Genomic DNA, 16202 nt, shown 5'->3' on the forward strand with positions numbered 1-16202 from the left:
TTCTGGCGGATTGGCATGCCCCGATGCCGGATCTGGATGTGTGGAACTTCTATTCCAATTACCGCGGTCGAGACCGACCGCGACCATATATATGAATATGCTAAATAAGGAAATGAGAATGATCTCGATTTCGACAATAAAGGACTTGCAATCTTGTGGCAGCAAGCGGCTCGAGAAATGTTGGCCGGCAGGCGCCGACAGCAAAAACCCGGCTTTCACCGGGTTTTTGCTCAGGCACTACCAAGTCTGGCGACCGCTCCAGTCATCGATGTCGCGTTTAATACGATCCCTTTCGATGCCATACCGCTCCTGGATCTTGCCTTCCAGCTGGTCGCGCTTGCCGGCGATCTGGTCGAGATCATCGTCGGTGAGTTTGCCCCACTGCTCCTTGATCTTGCCCTTCGCCTGCTTCCAGTTTCCTTCGATCCGATTCCAATCCATGGTCGATTTCTCCTGTTGTTGATGAGAAGAAAACGGACCGCAGTGGAAGTTGGTTCCTGTGTCTCAGCGGATTTCCGCGAAGCTCAATTCCAACGGCAAAGACGCAAGGCGCTGCCCATGTCAAATATCCACACCCTAATGAATAAAACCATAAATAATTCGTGAAGAACGAATAGATGTATAAAATATTTATTTATGCATGAAGCAAATATTCCTCTGTTCTTGTGCTATACTGCCCCATGGGGAGAAGAACAATGGCACTCGATGTATTCGTGAACCTCTACAATTTAGGTGGCCTGGACGCACTTAACGTTTCTCTGCGAAGCCTGCCAGATGAAGAAAGGCTTGGCGCTTTACTCTCGCTTGAGAAGATAGGGTACGAAGTGATCTGGAATGCCCGGAGAAAGCCGGCTTCTGCATATGTGTGGAGCGGGCCGAACGAGAATTAGTTGCCAGATGGGACAAAGACCTATCCCGACAATGGGGGTGAGACCTCACGACCTTGTGTCTCCCTTCACGTGCTTAAAGAGGCGATGTTCCATCCTCCCATCGGTCCGAAGGAAGCGAGGGCGATCATGATCCGATCCCAGATAGCCGACGCACAAACCGTGTTGAGCGACGAAGAAGTTGCCCTCTGCCAGAGAGTATTTGACCACATCAGCTCGATGCGACAAGTCACAACAGATACCGAGCGCGAAGATCTGGCTCGGCGGGTGATCCACTCGTACCAGCATGGGGTGAAGGACGAGGGCGCGTTACTGCGACTATTGATCTAAGATTGCGGCAGCTATCTTGAAGACTAGAAATGGTGAGAGCGTCGGGGTTCGAACCCGAGACCTAGTGATTAGAAGTCAGTTGTATCATGACATAAATCACTGATTTTACTTTATTGTTTAGCGTTAATTTTCAACTGTACGTAAAAATGTGTGTACGAATAAGCGGAAATTTTCCCGTTATTTGTGGTGTGCGATCAATTCCGGCCTCGGCCGCCTCCCCAAAAAATTTCCTAGATGTTTAGTCCCGGCATTTGATGGAGCGGATCGAAGGTGAAGCGCTCGAGTTGTGAAGCCTATGCTTTGCAAATGAACTCGTAGGGTGTGAGGCCTTGATGGTTCGGTTCATCCTCTCGACTTGACCGCGGATGCCTCGGCTTGGTCGTGCGGTGCTCGATATCGCTAGTGGCGCAGGTGTATTCGAAGGCATGGCCCAGATGCGTTCGCCATTGGCGATCGCTTCTTTGATCAGCGGCACACGCGGCGGAAGCACCGACGTGCTGCGTCCGGCAAAGCATTCGGCAGCGTTCTGTTGGTTCCGTAAGCAAATTAGCGGTGGTCACGCAATCAAGGCCGACTGCTGAATAGCTCGATCAAGTTGCCATCTGGATCCTCCAGTATTGACTGTTCACCAGTCGGTCCAGATCCGATGTCAATTCGAACCCTCCCCCCACAATCCAATGCTCGAGCGGTGACGTTTTTGATGTCGTCGGTCAAAACTACTATCCGGTTAAAGCCCGGCATAATATCCGGGTTGACCTTCTTCTCCGCTTGAACGGCAGAGGACGCTGGACCAGCCAACCACAAGGTCAGATTATCCTTCGTCAATATTGCCATGGCTGGCCCGTATTGCTGCACAAGTTCGAAATCGAAAGCATCTGAGTAATACTTGATTGATGCACTCACGTCTTTCACGAAGTAGCGGACAGCAAACATCTCTGCTCCTACACTTTGACCGGGCATTCCCCGAAAAAAGTAGGTTATAACTGCATCCTACGGTTCTGCAACGCTTGGGGGAGTGGCATGCGAAGAATTGTATCCACGATAAAATTCGCCTTTACGGAATAAGGTCGCGAAGGGATGCTGTACCAGCCAGCTCTCGCTCGTTACCGGGGTGACGCCCATCAGTAGCGGAGCCGCCCAGAGCCCTGATGAAAAACGCGATCTGGTCGCGAAGACGTGCTCCAGTATCGTTGCCTTGCCGGACCTCCTGTTCAACGAGCACAGGGTGGTAGAATGGCGTGAAGGCCGTCATGATACTTCTTGCCTCACGCCCGGGATCCTCGGCTACGAATTCGCCGGATACTGTACCGTCCCTAATAATCGCTTCGATGATCGCAACAACTTCATCAGTATGAGCTTTATTGATCTCCCAATTCTCACCCGCCGCGGCAACCATCAAATCATGGACGCGCTTCTCTTCGACAAACGTTGTCTTCCGCTTCTGGTGTAGCAGCGCCAGAATTTTTGCGAGCTTCGTTTGAGCCGATCCACGAATGCACGCGGTCAGCTTCGCGACTTGAACGAATTCCGCGAAGAACCGGTTACAGATCAACGCGTCTATTGCCGACCTGGAGGGGAAGAAGCGGTAGATATTCGCGCTGCTCATACCCAGGCATTTCGCGATATCGGCGACTGTAGTCTTCTGGAATCCGATGCGGCGAAAGTGCTCTTCCGCCACATCCAGAATGCGCTCATGTGTAGTCTCGACGTCAAGTTCGATCCTTATACGGTGGTTCATGACATCTCGAGCAGAGTTCCTATCCATCCGGCGTTCCAACGGCGATCCTTATTCGGCAGCCATAGCTCGCCCGTGCTCCGGCTCGTCGCGGGCAGATTGCCCATGGTCTGCCGCTTTCGGCGGCTTTATACGGAACCACACGGCGTAGAGGGCCGGAAGGAAGAGCAGGATCATCACGGTGCCTGCCGCCGTTCCGCCGATCAGCGTATAGGCCATCGACCCCCAGAACACTGAGTGGGTCAGAGGTATGAATGCCAGGATCGCCGCGAGTGCAGTCAGGATAACAGGTCTTGTTCGCTGGACGGTCGCTTCGATCACGGCATGGTAGTCGTCGAGCCCTGCCGCCTGGTTCTCCTTGATCTGCTCTGTCAGGATAAGCGTGTTTCGCATCAGGATGCCTGCGAGCCCGATCAAGCCGAGGATGGCGTTGAAGCCGAAGGGTTGACTGAACAGCAGCAAGGTCGGAACCACCCCGGCAAGACCAAGCGGTGCGGTCAGCATCACCATTGTCATTGTCGAGAGACTGCGAACCTGCAGGATGATGACGATCAGCATGGCAGCAATCATCAGCGGGAAAATCTGCGCAAGCGCAACATTGGCTTTCAATGACTCCTCGATGTTGCCGCCCATTTCGATACGGTATCCAACGGGAAGCGATGCGATCAGCGGCTGGAGGGCCTTCATTACCTGTTGCGAAACCTCCGGTGGCTGCGTCGCCTCGTTGATATCAGACCTTATAGTGATGACCGGGGTCCGGTCACGACGCTTCAAGATCGGCTCTTCGAACCTGATTTCGGAATGCCCGATCTGATCGAGGGGAACCTGGCGGCCATCCCGACTCATCAGCGAAAAGTCGGCAAGTCGTGACGGGTCGAGGCGGTTTTCGCCAGCACTTCGAGCAACGACAGGCACGTTGCGGATGTTGTCGCGCACCTGCGTGACAGGGATGCCGGTGAGCAGCATCTGCATCTGCTGGGCAGCCTCCGATGGAGAAAGACCAATCAGATTGAGCCTTTCCTGGTCGGGGACAAATCGCAGAACAGGTGTTCGGTTGCCCCAGTCACGGTTGGCTTGGCGGACATCGGGAACGGTCTTCATGATCGCCAGAGCCTGCTCGGAAATCTTATAGAGTTCATCCTGATCAGGCCCCATGATCCGGAACTCGACCGGGAACGGCGTGTACGGACCAAACACGAGCTGGGTGACGCGCACTGAAGCTTCGGGAACAAGACCCTCCGAAATAGCGGCACGAAGGCGGTGCTTCAGTTCTTCGCGCGCATGGGCATCAGGCGTGAGAACGACGACCTTGGCGAAGGCGGGATCCGGCAATTCCGGTGCCATAGCAAAGAAGAACCGGGGTGCGCCCTGCCCTACGTAACTTGTGACGATATTGGTCTCGGGCTGGGTCTGTAGCCAGTCTTCAACCTTCTTAACCGCGGATGTCGTCGCCTCGATGCTGGTGCCCTCGGGCATGCGCACTTCAACCAGCCCCTCCGGGCGATCCGATGTCGGGAAGAATTGCTGTTTCACGCCGCCCATCCCAACAACCGAAACGGCCATGGTGATGCCTACCACGGCGCAGACCATGAACTTATGGCGGACAGCGAACTCGATGACGGAACGCAGACGACGGTAATTCGGCGTGTCATAGATGGCGTGATGACCGCCCTCGACCGGCTTGATGTTCGGCAGCAGCTTGACGCCAAGGTAGGGCGTGAAGGTAACAGCCACGATCCAGGATACGATCAGGGCAAAACCGACGACCCAGAAGATGTTACCGGCATATTCGCCGGCCGTTGATTTTGCGAACCCCACGGGCATCAGCCCGATGATCGTCACCAGCGTGCCCGACAGCATTGGCGCCGCAGTATGGCTCCACGCATAGGCGGCCGCCTTGATGCGGTCCATGCCCTCTTCCATCTTCACGACCATCACCTCAATGGCGATGATGGCATCGTCCACAAGAAGGCCCAGCGCAAGGATCAAAGCGCCGAGCGTGATGCGGTCGAAGAAGCGCCCGGTTTCCAGCATGATGAGAAAGACCACGGCAAGTGTGAGCGGCACAGCAAGCGCGACGACAATGCCGACGCGCCAGCCGAGTGCGACTAGACTTACGAACAGGACGACGCCAAGCGCCATGGCGAACTTGAGCATGAACTCGCCGACGGCCTCCTCGATATTGACAGCCTGATCGCTGACCTTGGTGAGCGTCATCCCCAGCGGCAGTGTCTCCGCGATCGCGGCGGATCGAGCCTCAAGCGCTTTTCCGAGATCAAGTCCGTTCCATCCCGCCTGCATTACGGCACCCAACATAATTGTTGGCTCGCCTTCATGGCGGATAATGTAGGTGGCAGGATCTTGATAACCGCGCCGTACATCCGCGATATCGGAGAGTTTCAAAGTCCGGCCAGCGGCCACGATCGGCGTGTCGGCAACGGCCTGCACACTGTTGTAAGCTCCGTCGAACCGGATGAAGACCTGTGGCCCCCTTGTGTCAATCGAGCCGGCGGGTGTGACCGTGTTCTGTCGCTGCAAAGCAGCAGCGATATCTTGAGCCGATATGCCGAGTGTCGCGAGCTTCGCGTAGGAGAACTCGACGAAAATCTGTTCGGGACGTTCCCCGACGATGTTGATTTTCTTGATGCCAGGAACATGCAGCAGGTCCTGCCGGATGACCTCGGCCTGCCGCACGAGATCGCGCATCGGCAGTCCCTTTGCCTTCAATGCATAGAGACCGAAGCTCACATCGGAGTATTCATCGTTGACAAATGGCCCGATGACGCCCGGAGGGAGATTGCGGGCATCGTCACTAAGCTTCTTGCGCGCCTGATAGAATTCTTCTGCCACGGCACTTGCCGGGGTGTTATCCTTGAGGGTGACCGTCAGGAAGGCGTAGCCCGGTCGGGTTGTCGTCTCGACGCGGTCGTACCATGTGAGTTCCTGAATGCGCTTTTCAAGCGGCTCGGCGACAAGGTCCTGCATTTCACGGGCAGTGGCACCTGGCCAGACCGAAGTAACAGTTAGGGTCTTGATTGTGAAAGACGGATCTTCGGCGCGCCCCAGCTTGACGAAGGCGTAGGCGCCAGCGGCGGCCAGCAGCACAATAAAGAAGAGGGTGATGGCGCGTTCGCGAACGGCGATGGCTGACAGATTGAAGTTCATCACTTTTTCGCCTCTTGCTGCGAGGCAATCCTGATGACCGCGCCATCGGCGAGGAGATGCGCGCCCAGTGCTACAACCTGCTCTCCAGTTCCAATTCCCGTGACGAATGCCATCTCCTCGCCAATCTGCTGAACTTTGACCGGGGTGAACTTCACCGTTGATGTTGTGCCGTTGACGACCCACACTCCGGTGCGACTACCGTCATCGAGAATTGCGCCCACTGGTATAGCAACCTCCGACTGGCGGTCAGCATCGAGAATTCTAATCGTCACTGTCGAGCCAAGCGGGGCGGAAGCCGCATCGCCTTCGAGAACATAACGTGCCTCGTAGGTACGGGTTTGCGGATCGGCGGAATCCGAGATCTGCCGAAGTTTGGCCTTTCCGCTTAAACTTCCGCCTCCATAGACGCTGGTCTGCGCTTCGGAGCCAATCTTGGGCCGCAGAGTCTCCGGAAGCCAGACAACAGCCTCGCGCGGGCCCGCCTGCGCCAGTTGAACGACGGTCTGGCCCGCTGCCACGACTTGTCCCGGATCTCCAAGGGTCTGGGTTATGGTTCCATCAGCGTCGGCAACAAGAAGCGTGTATGCAGTCCCATTTTCGGCCACTTTGGCGTCGGCTTCTGCTGCAGCAAGCTGAGCAGAGGCTGTGTCGAGCGCTGCTTTTGCCTGTTCATAACGCTGCGGAGTAGCTGCCAAGCCATTTTTTACCAGCGCCGCATAGCGCTTTTCGTCTGCTTGCGCCTGGACCAAGACAGCACGTGCTGCGGTAACGGTATTACGCTTTGCGGTCAGCGCGAGTTGGAGATCGGTCTCGTCAATGCGGATCAGTGCCTGGCCTTGCTTCACCTGCTGCCCCATGTCGACCATCCGCTCGACGATTTTGCCGGGAACACGAAAACCAAGGTTGCTTTGTACCCGGGAAGCGACAGTGCCTGTGAAAGAGCGCTCAGCCGCACCGGTGGTCGTTGCCTCCACCACTCTTACGAGTGGTGACGCTGTTCTTGGATCAGCGGCCACCGCTTCCTGCTTGGTGGGTTCAAAAACCACGAAAAAGGCCCCGGCTGCGCCGGCCGCTGCCACGAGACCTACGAAAGTCAGGACAAGTTTGCGTTTCATTTTGAGTTTCTCTTCTTGACGGGCGACACGGATTATTTAGATTGCGATCTAAATCTATTTTTGTTATAGATGTCAAACAAAATCTAATCGGAGGTCGATATGAGAGTGAGCCGGGCACAGGCTGAGGAGAACCGCGAAACGGTGATCAACGTCGCAAGCCGTCTGTTCCGAGAACATGGCTTCGATGGAATTGGGCTGAAGGATCTGATGAAAGGGGCCGGCCTGACCCAGGGAGGTTTCTACAAGCAGTTCGCGTCGAAGGACGACCTCGCCGCACTAGCATCGCGGCGTGCGATGGAAAGCGCCACACAGAGATGGTCCGCAGCGGCTGCAAACAGCTCTGAGCCCCTTGAGGCAGTCATGGCGTTCTACCTTTCATCGGACCACAGAGGCGAAAAGTCAGAAGGCTGCCCACTTGTGGCGCTGGGATCGGACGCGGCTCGCCAGAGCAAAGAGGTCAGGCGCCCATTTGAAGACGGGATCCGGGCTCACTTCGAGGTTCTGGATGAACTGATGGCCAGCGACACGAGCTCTAGTCCCAGCGGCAGGGCGATGGCCATACTGTCTCTCATGGTGGGTGCCGTTACGCTGTCGCGGATCATGGAAGACGAGGACCTTTCACTAGACATCCTTAACGCAGCGGCTGGCGAAGTCAGGCGCATTGCGCGCGGCGACGATGTCGCTGACGGCTAAGCCGGGTTCAATGACCTGGCGCGGAAAAGTGCCGAAGTTTAGCTCCCGCCCTGGCAAGGTGAGTGTGTCCTAAGGCTCCTGCATAAGCCGCATGTTTAGAGAACAGGCCCTTACCACATCATCCGTCAACAGGCTTACGGCATGCCTATTTTTACAGTGAAGACAGGTGGAAGAAAGATGCGTCGTATCGTTGTCACAGGAATGGGAGCTGTCAGCCCACTTGGTGCGAATGTCGGGATATCACGGTCGCCCCTGCTTGCGGGGCCAAAGAGGTATCCGTCGACTGCCTGACGATATCGTCGGAGACCTCCCTTTTGCACGTAAGTCGCAGACAGCCTACCCGACTTTTACAAGACGCAGCTCATTACACAGAAAGAAGTGATTTCGATGAACAAGAACAATCTTGGCGTAGCCTTGGTGACTGGGGCATCCACCGGCATCGGGTATGCAACGGCCGCAGCCCTGCAGAACGCGGGCTTTCGCGTGTTCGGAACCAGCCGCCGCCTCGCAACCCAGAGGAGCGACGGTGTATCCATGCTGACATGCGACGTGACCGACGACGCGTCGGTGGCGAAATTGGTTGATGACGTGCTAGCAGAGGCCGGCCGCATCGATCTTCTTGTCAATAATGCTGGCATGGGGCTGCTTGGTGGCGCGGAGGAGTCCTCAATGACCCAGGCTAAGTCGTTGTTCGACGTGAACGTCTTCGGCGTTTTCCGTGTGACCAACGCGGTGTTGCCGGTAATGCGACGCCAAGGGAAGGGCAGAATCGTGAATTTGAGCTCGGTACAGGGTTTCATCCCCGCTCCCTATTTCGCGCTCTATTCGTCGACCAAACATGCCATCGAGGGTTATTCCGAATCGCTCGATCACGAATTGCGCGCCTTCGGCATTCGCGTTTCGCTGGTGGAGCCAGCCTACACCCGGACGTCGTTCGAAGACAATCTCGCCAAACCGGATCAGGTGCTCGATATATATGACTCTGCGCGCGCTGGCATGAATGTAGCCGTGCAGAAAGCAATGGAAATAGGCGACGCGCCCGACGTGGTGGCCAAGGCAATTATTGCCGCTGCGACTGACCCCGCTCCCAAGAGGCGTTACGCGGCCGGAAAAATGGCACGCCAAGTCAGTTTTTTGCGCCGCTTCGTCCCTGCATTCGCATTCGACAAGAGCCTGCGAAAACAACTCGGGCTGCCGGTCTGAAACCGACGACATCCTGTTCCGCTTAATGAGCAGGCGCGGTAGATTCGAACCTTGTCACCGAAGACCGTATGCGAGGTCATTTAACCCCCCTCAGACTGTGCGAGACATCTGTGAGGGTATTGTAGCCGATATTTTGGCCAATCTAAGGTTTTAAGCCGTTGAAATCGTTGGTGAGAGCGTCGGGGTTCGAACCCGAGACCTACTGATTAAAAGTCAGTTGCTCTACCAGCTGAGCTACGCTCTCCCTCTCCGCGGGTGTGACCACCCCGGCTGGAAGTGGGCGGAACATAGGCAGGCGACCCATTGCGGTCAACCGAAAAATTTGCCTTTTTCCGGCGGTCGGCACATTTCTTGCCAAGCGCTAGACAGATGTCTCGCGTGCAAAGACAGATTTCCTGCGCGCGCAAAAAGGTGATTGGCAATCCCTGGCCTGCAAAGCTAGGAACATCACGCAGATTGCAGCCGGAGAGAATGCGTGTCGATTGCCGATATTTCCCTGTGGAGCGCGTTGATAGCCGGGGCGCTTTCGTTTCTGTCGCCCTGCGTGCTTCCCCTCGTCCCGCCCTATCTCTGCTATATGGCCGGCATTTCAGTCGAGCAGTTCCGCGGCGGCGGTGCGATTGCGGTCGCGCCCGGTGTCAGGCGCGGCGTCTTCTTCTCTGCCCTCTTCTTCACGCTCGGCTTTGCCACCGTCTTCGTGGCGCTCGGCGCTGGCGCTTCCAGCATCGGCATGGCACTTCGCCAGCATCTCGACCTCCTGTCGAAGATCGGCGGGCTGATCATCATCGTCATGGGGCTGAATTTCCTCGGCCTCTTCCGAATCGGACTGCTGACCCGCGAGGCGCGCTTCCAGGACGGCGGCAAGCCCGGAACGCTGACGGGCGCCTATGTCATGGGGCTTGCCTTCGCCTTCGGCTGGACGCCCTGCATCGGTCCCGTGCTCGGCGCCATCCTCGGCGTTGCCGCCTCGCGCGAGACGGTCGGCTCCGGCGCCGGGCTGCTTGCCATCTATTCGCTCGGTCTTGCCATCCCCTTCTGGATCGCCGCCGGCTTTTCCGGCGCCTTCATGCGCTTCCTGTCGCGCTTCCGCCGCCATCTCGGCACGGTGGAAAAGGTGATGGGTCTCTTCCTCGTGCTGACCGGCCTCGCCTTCCTGTTCGGATGGGTCAGCAATGTGGCGATCTGGTTCCAGCAGACCTTTCCGATCCTGATGCAGATCGGCTAGATTCCGCACCCAACTGCCGGTCGCGGATTTTCGAGGCGATGGCAGCGGCTTGCCGCATGCGCTGTATCTGATCGATTGCTCGATCATCCGCGCTCATCAGCATGCCGCCGGCGGTAGAAAGGGGGCCTGGACCTATGCCGTGGTATGGCTTGCCCTGTCCCTCGGCCCCACCCGCCCTTATCCCTCGATCCAATCGATCGCAAACACGCCTCCATGTAGCGTCGTCGATGCCGTGTTTAAGGCGGCGGTCAGAAGGAGACGAACATGAACCTTGAGACAAAGATGAGCCTGGAAAACACCGCACACACCGGCAGACCTCGGCTCGACGAATTGGTTCCGTCGCGCTACGCGGTGCAGGTCGGCGAGATTGAGGTGCTGGTGGTCAGCGACGGAGTGCTACCGCTCCCAACCGCGATGCTGGGACACAACATCGATCCATCAGTCCGAGCGGCCTGGCTGAAAGACATGTTCCTGCCAGCGGACGCTTTCGACTGGGCGCTGAACGTTGTCGTGGTACGCAGCGGCGACCAGACCATACTCCTCGACGCCGGGCTGGGGATCGACCCGGACTTGCACCTGCCGCGGGCCGGGCAGTTGATCAAGCGACTGGAGGCCGCCGGTATCGATCTTGCGTCGGTGACCGATGTGGTCCTGACCCACATGCACATGGACCACATTGGCGGGCTGCTCGTCGACGGGGTGAAGGACCAGTTGCGTCCGGACCTGCGGATCCACGTGGCGGCGGCCGAGGTCAAATTCTGGGAGGCGCCCGATTTCTCCCGGGTCTCCATGCCGCCGGGCTTCCCGGACGCGCTTCGGGCGACCGCCAAGCGGTTCGCCAAAGAGTATCGCAGCTATTTCAGGCTGTTCGATGATGAGTACGAGGTGGCGCCGGGCGTGGTCGTCCATCGCACCGGCGGCCACACCCCCGGCCACAGCGTGATCCGCGTGGCCTCCGGCGGCGACAGGCTGATGTTTGCCGGCGACGCCGTGTTCGCGGTCGGGTTCGAACACCCCGACTGGTACAATGGCTTCGAACACGACCCCGAGGAGGCGGTCCGCGTTCGCCTCCGTCTTCTGCGGGAACTGGCGGATACCGGCGAGCAGCTGGTGGCCACTCACCTGCCGTTCCCGTCTGTCGGTCGGGTGGCGGCCGACGGCGACGCCTTTCGCTGGGTAGCGGCCTTCTGGGACTACTGATCGCTCGCTGGGTTGGGATCTTAGAGCGTGTACTCATCGCGTGAATGAGTCCACGCTCTTGGTTTGTTTTTTGAGCAATTCCGGACGCAAAACCGCTACACAGTTTCGCAGGAATTGCTCTTGTTACTGCGCAATTCCGGACGCAAAAACCGCTACACACTTTTGCTGGAATTGCTTAAGTCAGATCCAGACCCGCCGATCACTCCCGCGCCCTGGAAGACCTCTTGGCCGATATTGTCAGCCTGCTATTGCCGTTCTTCGGCCTGATCCTGATCGGCTACATCGCCGCCAAGGCGACCAAGCAGCCGGCCGAAGCACTCGGCTGGCTGAACACTTTCATCATTTATGCCGCCCTGCCCGCTCTGTTCTTCAAGCTCGTCTCGCGCACGCCGATCGAAGAGCTGACGCGCGTCGATTTCATCGTCACCGACATCGCGGCGACCTATGCGGTCTTCATCCTGCTTTTCGTCATCGGCCGCGTCGTGCGCGGCAATTCGCTGGCCGATTGCACGATCCAGTCCTTTGCCGGCGCCTATGGCAATATCGGCTATATGGGGCCGGGCCTGGCGCTGTTGGCGCTTGGTGAAGGGGCGGCCGTACCGGTGGCATTGATCATCTGCTTCGAAAACGCGCTGCATTTCATCATGGCGCCAGCGCTGATGGCGGCGGCCGGCGATGATAAGCGTTCAGCCCGCCGGCTCATCGCCGATATCGTGCGAAAGGTCGCGCTGCATCCCTTCATCCTGTCGATGGCGCTTGGCTTTGCGGTGGCTGCCTTGCACTTCGACCCGCCGCTGGCGTTTCAGCGCCTCGTCGATTATCTCGCCCAGGCGGCGGCTCCCTGCGCGCTCTTTGCCATGGGCGTGACGCTGGCGCTGCGGCCGCTGAAGCGGATCCCGGCCGAGATCTCCTATATCGTGCCGGCGAAACTGATCCTGCATCCGATCGCGGTTTTTATCGCACTCACGGCAGTCGGCGGCTTCGAGCCGGTCTGGATCCAGGCGGCCGTGCTGCTCGCCTCACTGCCGACAGCCACCAACGTCTTCGTCATCGGCCAGCAATATGGCGTCTGGCGGGAGCGCGCCTCGGCGACGATCCTGATCACGACGGTGTTTTCGGTGGTGACGGTTTCGCTCTGGCTGATCGTGATCCGATCAGGCCTTCTTCCGCTTCAACTTTTCCCGTAGCGCATCCGGAATATCGCGGAAGCCGCGGCCGGGCTCGATGCCCTCGCGCATGACGATGTTGCGCAGCGGCGGTATGGCCGAGAGGATATGCAGGCCGGCAGCGCGCAGCATCTGGACGGGCAGGAAATCCGAAAGCAGCGAGCGGTTGAGAAGATCGACACTGGCCGTGCGCGTCATGATGTCGGCGCGACGCCTGCGATCGAAGCTTTCGCCGGCATCGGCCGGTACCGGCAATTCCGCCCGGTCGCAGAGGATATCGGCAAGCGCCATGATATCGCGCAGGCTGAGGTTCAGCCCCTGCGCCCCGATCGGCGGGAAGACATGGGCGGCCTCGCCAATCAGCGCGATGCGCCCCCTGCCGAAACGATGCGCCATCATGCCGGAGAGCGGCCAGACCTGGACGCCCTCCTCGACATCAACCTTGCCGAGCATGGACTGCATGCGCGCCTCGACGAGAGCGCCGAGATCGGCAAGCGGCAACTCCATGCGGCTCGCCGCCTCAGCGGGATCCTGCACCCAGACGAGGCTCGAGCGGCTCCCCGGTAGCGGTACCTGGGTGAAGGGGCCGTGTTTGGTGTGGAATTCGGTCGAGATGTTCTGGTGCGGCAGCGAATGGGCGAAATTCAGCACCATGGCCGATTGCGGATAGGACCAGTTGCGCACGGCAATGCCGGAGGTCTCGCGCAGCTTCGAGCCGCGGCCATCGGCGCCGACGGCAAAATCGGCCGACAGCATCTCGCCGCCGGCAAGCCGGATCGAGACAGCCTCGGCTGATATGTCGATCGATTCGGCCATATCGGTGAAACGGGTGATATTGCCCTCGCCGGCTGCAGCCTCTTCGAGAATGCCGGTCAGCGCCTTGTTGGGGAAATTGTAACCGAAGGCATCGAGGCCGACCTCGGCGGCACGGAAGGTGGTGGTCGGCGCGCGCAGCAGCCGATCGGTGCCGTCGACGATCCGCATGCTGGTGAGAGGAGCGGCTGCGGGGCGGAGCTTTTCCCAGAGCGCCAGGCGGTCGAGGAAGCGGATCGACTGATCCATCAGCGCCGTGGTGCGCCGGTCTTCTTTCGGAGCGAGGGGTGCCACCAGCGCCACGCTGCGGCCGCCGCGCGCCAGCGCGATTGCGGCGATCATGCCGGCGAGACCACCACCGATCACCGCCACTTCGAATCTCTTCATGCTAGCGTTCCGTCATTCTAAAGCATGTCGTTATCGCAAAACCGCCGCACACTTTTGCGCGACATGCTCTGCAACGACGAACCGGTCGCTTATGCGGCCGGCTTCGCCTGACGGCGCCAACTATAGCCCTTGCCGGCTTCGGCGTCACGCGCCGCCGGCTGATAATGATGGGGAATGGCGGGAAGACGGTTTTCGGCCAGCCGCTTCAGCGCCGTGGCGTTGGTGACGGCAAAGCTGTCGATGCCGACGCGCAGCATCAACGGCACCTGATCGATCAGCACGTCGCCGACGGCGCGCAGCTCGTTGGTGTAGCCGAGGCGCTGGCGCAACAGCGAGGCATGGCTGAAGGCGCGACCGTCGTTGAACGCGGGAAAAGCGACGGCGACGATTTCGAGGCGATCGAGATAGGGCTCCAGCCTGCGCACGTCGTCGGCCGGCTTGATCAGCACGCCGAGGCCGATATCGTTGCTTTCGTCGGCCCTGGCGATCAGTTCGTCGAGACCGAGCAGCGGCTTCTGCTCCTCAGTCGCCTTCACCTCGTCGGTTTCGATCACCCAGGGATCGTTTTCGACAAAACCGGTTTCTCTCCAGATCTTCGTCATCATCCCCTCCTTATGCCGCTTCAGCGGCCGAGCCGTAGAGCGCAGTCTTGAAAGGCTGCGGTCCGACACGGCGATAGGCGGCGAGGAAGTTCTCGGAATGATCGAGGCGCAGGCCGAGATAGGTGTCGACGATCGTCTCGATCGCGTCGGTCACCCGGTCCGGCTCGAAGCCGCGGCCGATGATCTCGCCGATCGAGGTATGTTCGTCGCCGGAGCCGCCGAGCGTGATCTGGTAGAGTTCGGCGCCCTTCTTCTCGACACCGAGCAGGCCGATATGGCCGACATGGTGATGGCCACAGGCATTGATGCAGCCGGAGATCTTGATCTTCAGCTCGCCGATCTCGGCTTGGCGTTCGGCATCGCCGAAGCGGCGGGAGATTTCCTGCGCCAGCGGGATGGAGCGCGCATTGGCGAGCGCGCAGTAGTCCAGCCCCGGACAGGCAATGATATCGGTGATCAGGCCGGCATTGGCTTCAGCGAGATTGATGGCGACGAGGCCGCGATAGACGGCTTCGAGATCGGCCAGCGCCACATGCGGCAGGATCAGGTTCTGCTCATGGCTGACGCGGATTTCGTCGAAGGCATATTCCTCGGCAAGATCGGCGATCGCATCCATCTGCGCATCCGAGGCATCGCCCGGAATGCCGCCGATCGGCTTCAGCGAGATCGTCACCATGCCGTAATCGGGGTTCTTGTGCGGCTGCACATTCTGCTGGACCCAGCGGGAAAAACCGGAATCGGCCTTCTTCCAGCGGGCAAGGTTTTCCCAGCCTTCGGCGCGCTCGGGCAGCTCAGGCGGCGCGAAATAAGCAGCGATCGACTGGACGTCCTTTTCCGGCAGCTTGAGCTCGGTATCCTTCAGCGCGGCGAATTCGGCCTCCACCTGGCGCGTCAGTTCCTCGGTGCCGGTTTCGTGCACCAGGATCTTGATGCGGGCCTTGTATTTGTTGTCCCGGCGGCCGTGCAGATTGTACACGCGCACGATGGCCGTGGTGTAGGAGAGCAGGTCTTCCTCGGGCAGGAAGTCGCGGATCAGCTTGGCGATCATCGGCGTACGGCCCTGGCCGCCGCCGACATAGACGGCAAAGCCGATCTCGCCCTTGTCGTTCTTCTTCACGTGCAGGCCGATATCATGGACCTGGATCGCGGCGCGGTCGCGCTCGGCGCCGGTGACGGCGATCTTGAATTTGCGCGGCAGGAAGGAGAATTCCGGGTGGACCGACGACCACTGGCGCAGGATTTCGGCGTAAGGACGCGGATCGGCGATCTCATCGGCGGCGGCACCAGCGAAGTGATCGGCGGTGACGTTTCTGATGCAGTTGCCCGAGGTCTGCAGCGCATGCATTTCAACGCTCGCGAGGTCGGCCAGCGCATCAGGAATGTCGGACAGCTTCGGCCAGTTGAACTGCAGGTTCTGGCGCGTGGTGAAATGGCCGTAGCCGCGGTCATAGGTGCGAGCGATATGGGCGAGCATACGCAGCTGGCGCGAGCTCAGCGTGCCATAGGGAATGGCGATGCGCAGCATGTAGGCGTGGAGCTGCAGGTAGACGCCGTTCATCAGGCGCAGCGGCTTGAACGCGTCCTCGGCGAGCTCGCCGGAAAGGCGGCGCTGGACCTGATCGCGAAACTGCTCGACGCGCTCGGTAACAAAGGCATGGTCAAATTCGTCGTAACGGTACAT

At 59.0% G+C, this 16202-nt stretch carries 15 protein-coding genes, 1 tRNA gene and 2 pseudogenes; 8 read left to right on the top strand and 10 right to left on the bottom strand.

The annotated features are described in order from the left end of the window. Positions 1-237: 237 nt before the first annotated feature. Entirely contained in the window at positions 238-441 is a 204-nt protein-coding gene (locus C3Y91_RS15725) for a CsbD family protein (RefSeq protein ID WP_168575562.1), read from the bottom strand. A 254-nt stretch (positions 442-695) separates the two neighbouring features. On the opposite strand from C3Y91_RS15725, the gene C3Y91_RS15730 reads away from it, so the two are divergent. Both C3Y91_RS15730 and C3Y91_RS37935 read left to right on the top strand, forming a co-directional pair. Next, on the top strand, positions 696-890 hold the full coding sequence (locus C3Y91_RS15730; protein ID WP_130664547.1) for a hypothetical protein: 195 nt from the start codon (positions 696-698) through the stop codon (positions 888-890). Between the two features lie 126 nt (positions 891-1016). Further along, positions 1017-1217: a hypothetical protein gene (locus C3Y91_RS37935; RefSeq protein ID WP_026171011.1), complete on the top strand. Its 201-nt coding sequence runs from the start codon at positions 1017-1019 to the stop codon at positions 1215-1217. A 230-nt stretch (positions 1218-1447) separates the two neighbouring features. On the opposite strand, the pseudogene C3Y91_RS37940 reads toward C3Y91_RS37935, so the two are convergent. From C3Y91_RS37940 to C3Y91_RS15760, 5 genes and pseudogenes are all read right to left on the bottom strand, one after another. Next, a pseudogene (locus C3Y91_RS37940) lies at positions 1448-1645 on the bottom strand (IS481 family transposase); the annotation flags it as partial. Positions 1646-1781: 136 nt separating this feature from the next. Beyond that, positions 1782-2150 (bottom strand): VOC family protein, encoded by a 369-nt coding sequence (locus C3Y91_RS15745; RefSeq protein WP_164020954.1) that lies wholly within the window; start codon positions 2148-2150, stop codon positions 1782-1784. A 121-nt stretch (positions 2151-2271) separates the two neighbouring features. Next, the gene (locus C3Y91_RS15750) at positions 2272-2955 is read right to left on the bottom strand and encodes a TetR/AcrR family transcriptional regulator (RefSeq protein WP_168575563.1); all 684 of its coding nucleotides are present in this window, start codon (positions 2953-2955) and stop codon (positions 2272-2274) included. A gap of 48 nt (positions 2956-3003) precedes the next feature. Beyond that, entirely contained in the window at positions 3004-6117 is a 3114-nt protein-coding gene (locus tag C3Y91_RS15755; protein WP_130763483.1) for an efflux RND transporter permease subunit, read from the bottom strand. Next, positions 6117-7232 (bottom strand): efflux RND transporter periplasmic adaptor subunit, encoded by a 1116-nt coding sequence (locus tag C3Y91_RS15760; RefSeq protein WP_075223888.1) that lies wholly within the window; start codon positions 7230-7232, stop codon positions 6117-6119. The genes C3Y91_RS15755 and C3Y91_RS15760 overlap by 1 nt, the downstream gene beginning before the upstream one ends. Positions 7233-7331: 99 nt before the next feature. Between C3Y91_RS15760 and C3Y91_RS15765 the strand changes: the two genes are divergently transcribed. From C3Y91_RS15765 to C3Y91_RS15770, 3 genes and pseudogenes are all read left to right on the top strand, one after another. Further along, complete coding sequence (locus C3Y91_RS15765) at positions 7332-7925, top strand: TetR/AcrR family transcriptional regulator (protein ID WP_075223889.1); 594 nt, start codon at positions 7332-7334, stop codon at positions 7923-7925. Between the two features lie 177 nt (positions 7926-8102). Beyond that, positions 8103-8238 (top strand): annotated as a pseudogene (locus C3Y91_RS37945) (beta-ketoacyl synthase N-terminal-like domain-containing protein); the annotation flags it as partial. Between the two features lie 74 nt (positions 8239-8312). Next, positions 8313-9128 carry an oxidoreductase gene (locus tag C3Y91_RS15770; protein ID WP_075223980.1) on the top strand — a complete coding sequence of 272 codons (816 nt, stop codon included), beginning with the start codon at positions 8313-8315 and terminating at the stop codon, positions 9126-9128. A 168-nt stretch (positions 9129-9296) separates the two neighbouring features. Here the strand turns inward: C3Y91_RS15770 and C3Y91_RS15775 are convergent. Further along, positions 9297-9372 (bottom strand) — tRNA-Lys (locus C3Y91_RS15775). A 231-nt stretch (positions 9373-9603) separates the two neighbouring features. Here C3Y91_RS15775 and C3Y91_RS15780 point away from each other — a divergent pair. The 3 genes from C3Y91_RS15780 (at position 9604) to C3Y91_RS15790 (ending at position 12740) form a co-directional block, all read left to right on the top strand. Beyond that, positions 9604-10353 (top strand): cytochrome c biogenesis CcdA family protein, encoded by a 750-nt coding sequence (locus C3Y91_RS15780; RefSeq protein WP_018484762.1) that lies wholly within the window; start codon positions 9604-9606, stop codon positions 10351-10353. Positions 10354-10617: 264 nt separating this feature from the next. Further along, a complete protein-coding gene (locus C3Y91_RS15785; RefSeq protein ID WP_075223890.1) occupies positions 10618-11553 on the top strand; it encodes an MBL fold metallo-hydrolase in 936 nt (311 codons plus the stop codon). A gap of 224 nt (positions 11554-11777) precedes the next feature. Then, positions 11778-12740, top strand: coding sequence for an AEC family transporter (locus C3Y91_RS15790; RefSeq protein ID WP_130664546.1), 963 nt, complete (start codon positions 11778-11780; stop codon positions 12738-12740). Here the strand turns inward: C3Y91_RS15790 and C3Y91_RS15795 are convergent. From C3Y91_RS15795 to C3Y91_RS15805, 3 genes are all read right to left on the bottom strand, one after another. After that, complete coding sequence (locus C3Y91_RS15795; RefSeq protein WP_130664545.1) at positions 12708-13919, bottom strand: UbiH/UbiF family hydroxylase; 1212 nt, start codon at positions 13917-13919, stop codon at positions 12708-12710. The two genes, C3Y91_RS15790 and C3Y91_RS15795, sit on opposite strands and share 33 nt — an antisense overlap. 89 nt (positions 13920-14008) lie before the next feature. Further along, a complete protein-coding gene (locus tag C3Y91_RS15800) occupies positions 14009-14521 on the bottom strand; it encodes a DUF934 domain-containing protein (RefSeq protein ID WP_018073506.1) in 513 nt (170 codons plus the stop codon). Positions 14522-14531: 10 nt separating this feature from the next. Continuing rightward, positions 14532-16202, bottom strand: a complete 1671-nt coding sequence (locus tag C3Y91_RS15805; protein WP_018073505.1) for a nitrite/sulfite reductase — start codon at positions 16200-16202, stop codon at positions 14532-14534.

Origin of the sequence: Rhizobium ruizarguesonis, assembly GCF_012349115.1 — a bacterium.
GTDB lineage: Bacteria > Pseudomonadota > Alphaproteobacteria > Rhizobiales > Rhizobiaceae > Rhizobium > Rhizobium ruizarguesonis.

Coding starts and splice junctions, on each gene's coding strand:
- C3Y91_RS15725 (WP_168575562.1), bottom strand. CDS start 441: ATGGATTGGAATCGGATCGAAGGAAACTGGAAGCAGGCGAAGGGCAAG.
- C3Y91_RS15730 (WP_130664547.1), top strand. CDS start 696: ATGGCACTCGATGTATTCGTGAACCTCTACAATTTAGGTGGCCTGGAC.
- C3Y91_RS37935 (WP_026171011.1), top strand. CDS start 1,017: ATGATCCGATCCCAGATAGCCGACGCACAAACCGTGTTGAGCGACGAA.
- C3Y91_RS15745 (WP_164020954.1), bottom strand. CDS start 2,150: ATGTTTGCTGTCCGCTACTTCGTGAAAGACGTGAGTGCATCAATCAAG.
- C3Y91_RS15750 (WP_168575563.1), bottom strand. CDS start 2,955: ATGAACCACCGTATAAGGATCGAACTTGACGTCGAGACTACACATGAG.
- C3Y91_RS15755 (WP_130763483.1), bottom strand. CDS start 6,117: ATGAACTTCAATCTGTCAGCCATCGCCGTTCGCGAACGCGCCATCACC.
- C3Y91_RS15760 (WP_075223888.1), bottom strand. CDS start 7,232: ATGAAACGCAAACTTGTCCTGACTTTCGTAGGTCTCGTGGCAGCGGCC.
- C3Y91_RS15765 (WP_075223889.1), top strand. CDS start 7,332: ATGAGAGTGAGCCGGGCACAGGCTGAGGAGAACCGCGAAACGGTGATC.
- C3Y91_RS15770 (WP_075223980.1), top strand. CDS start 8,313: ATGAACAAGAACAATCTTGGCGTAGCCTTGGTGACTGGGGCATCCACC.
- C3Y91_RS15785 (WP_075223890.1), top strand. CDS start 10,618: ATGAACCTTGAGACAAAGATGAGCCTGGAAAACACCGCACACACCGGC.
- C3Y91_RS15795 (WP_130664545.1), bottom strand. CDS start 13,919: ATGAAGAGATTCGAAGTGGCGGTGATCGGTGGTGGTCTCGCCGGCATG.
- C3Y91_RS15800 (WP_018073506.1), bottom strand. CDS start 14,521: ATGACGAAGATCTGGAGAGAAACCGGTTTTGTCGAAAACGATCCCTGG.
- C3Y91_RS15805 (WP_018073505.1), bottom strand. CDS start 16,202: ATGTACCGTTACGACGAATTTGACCATGCCTTTGTTACCGAGCGCGTC.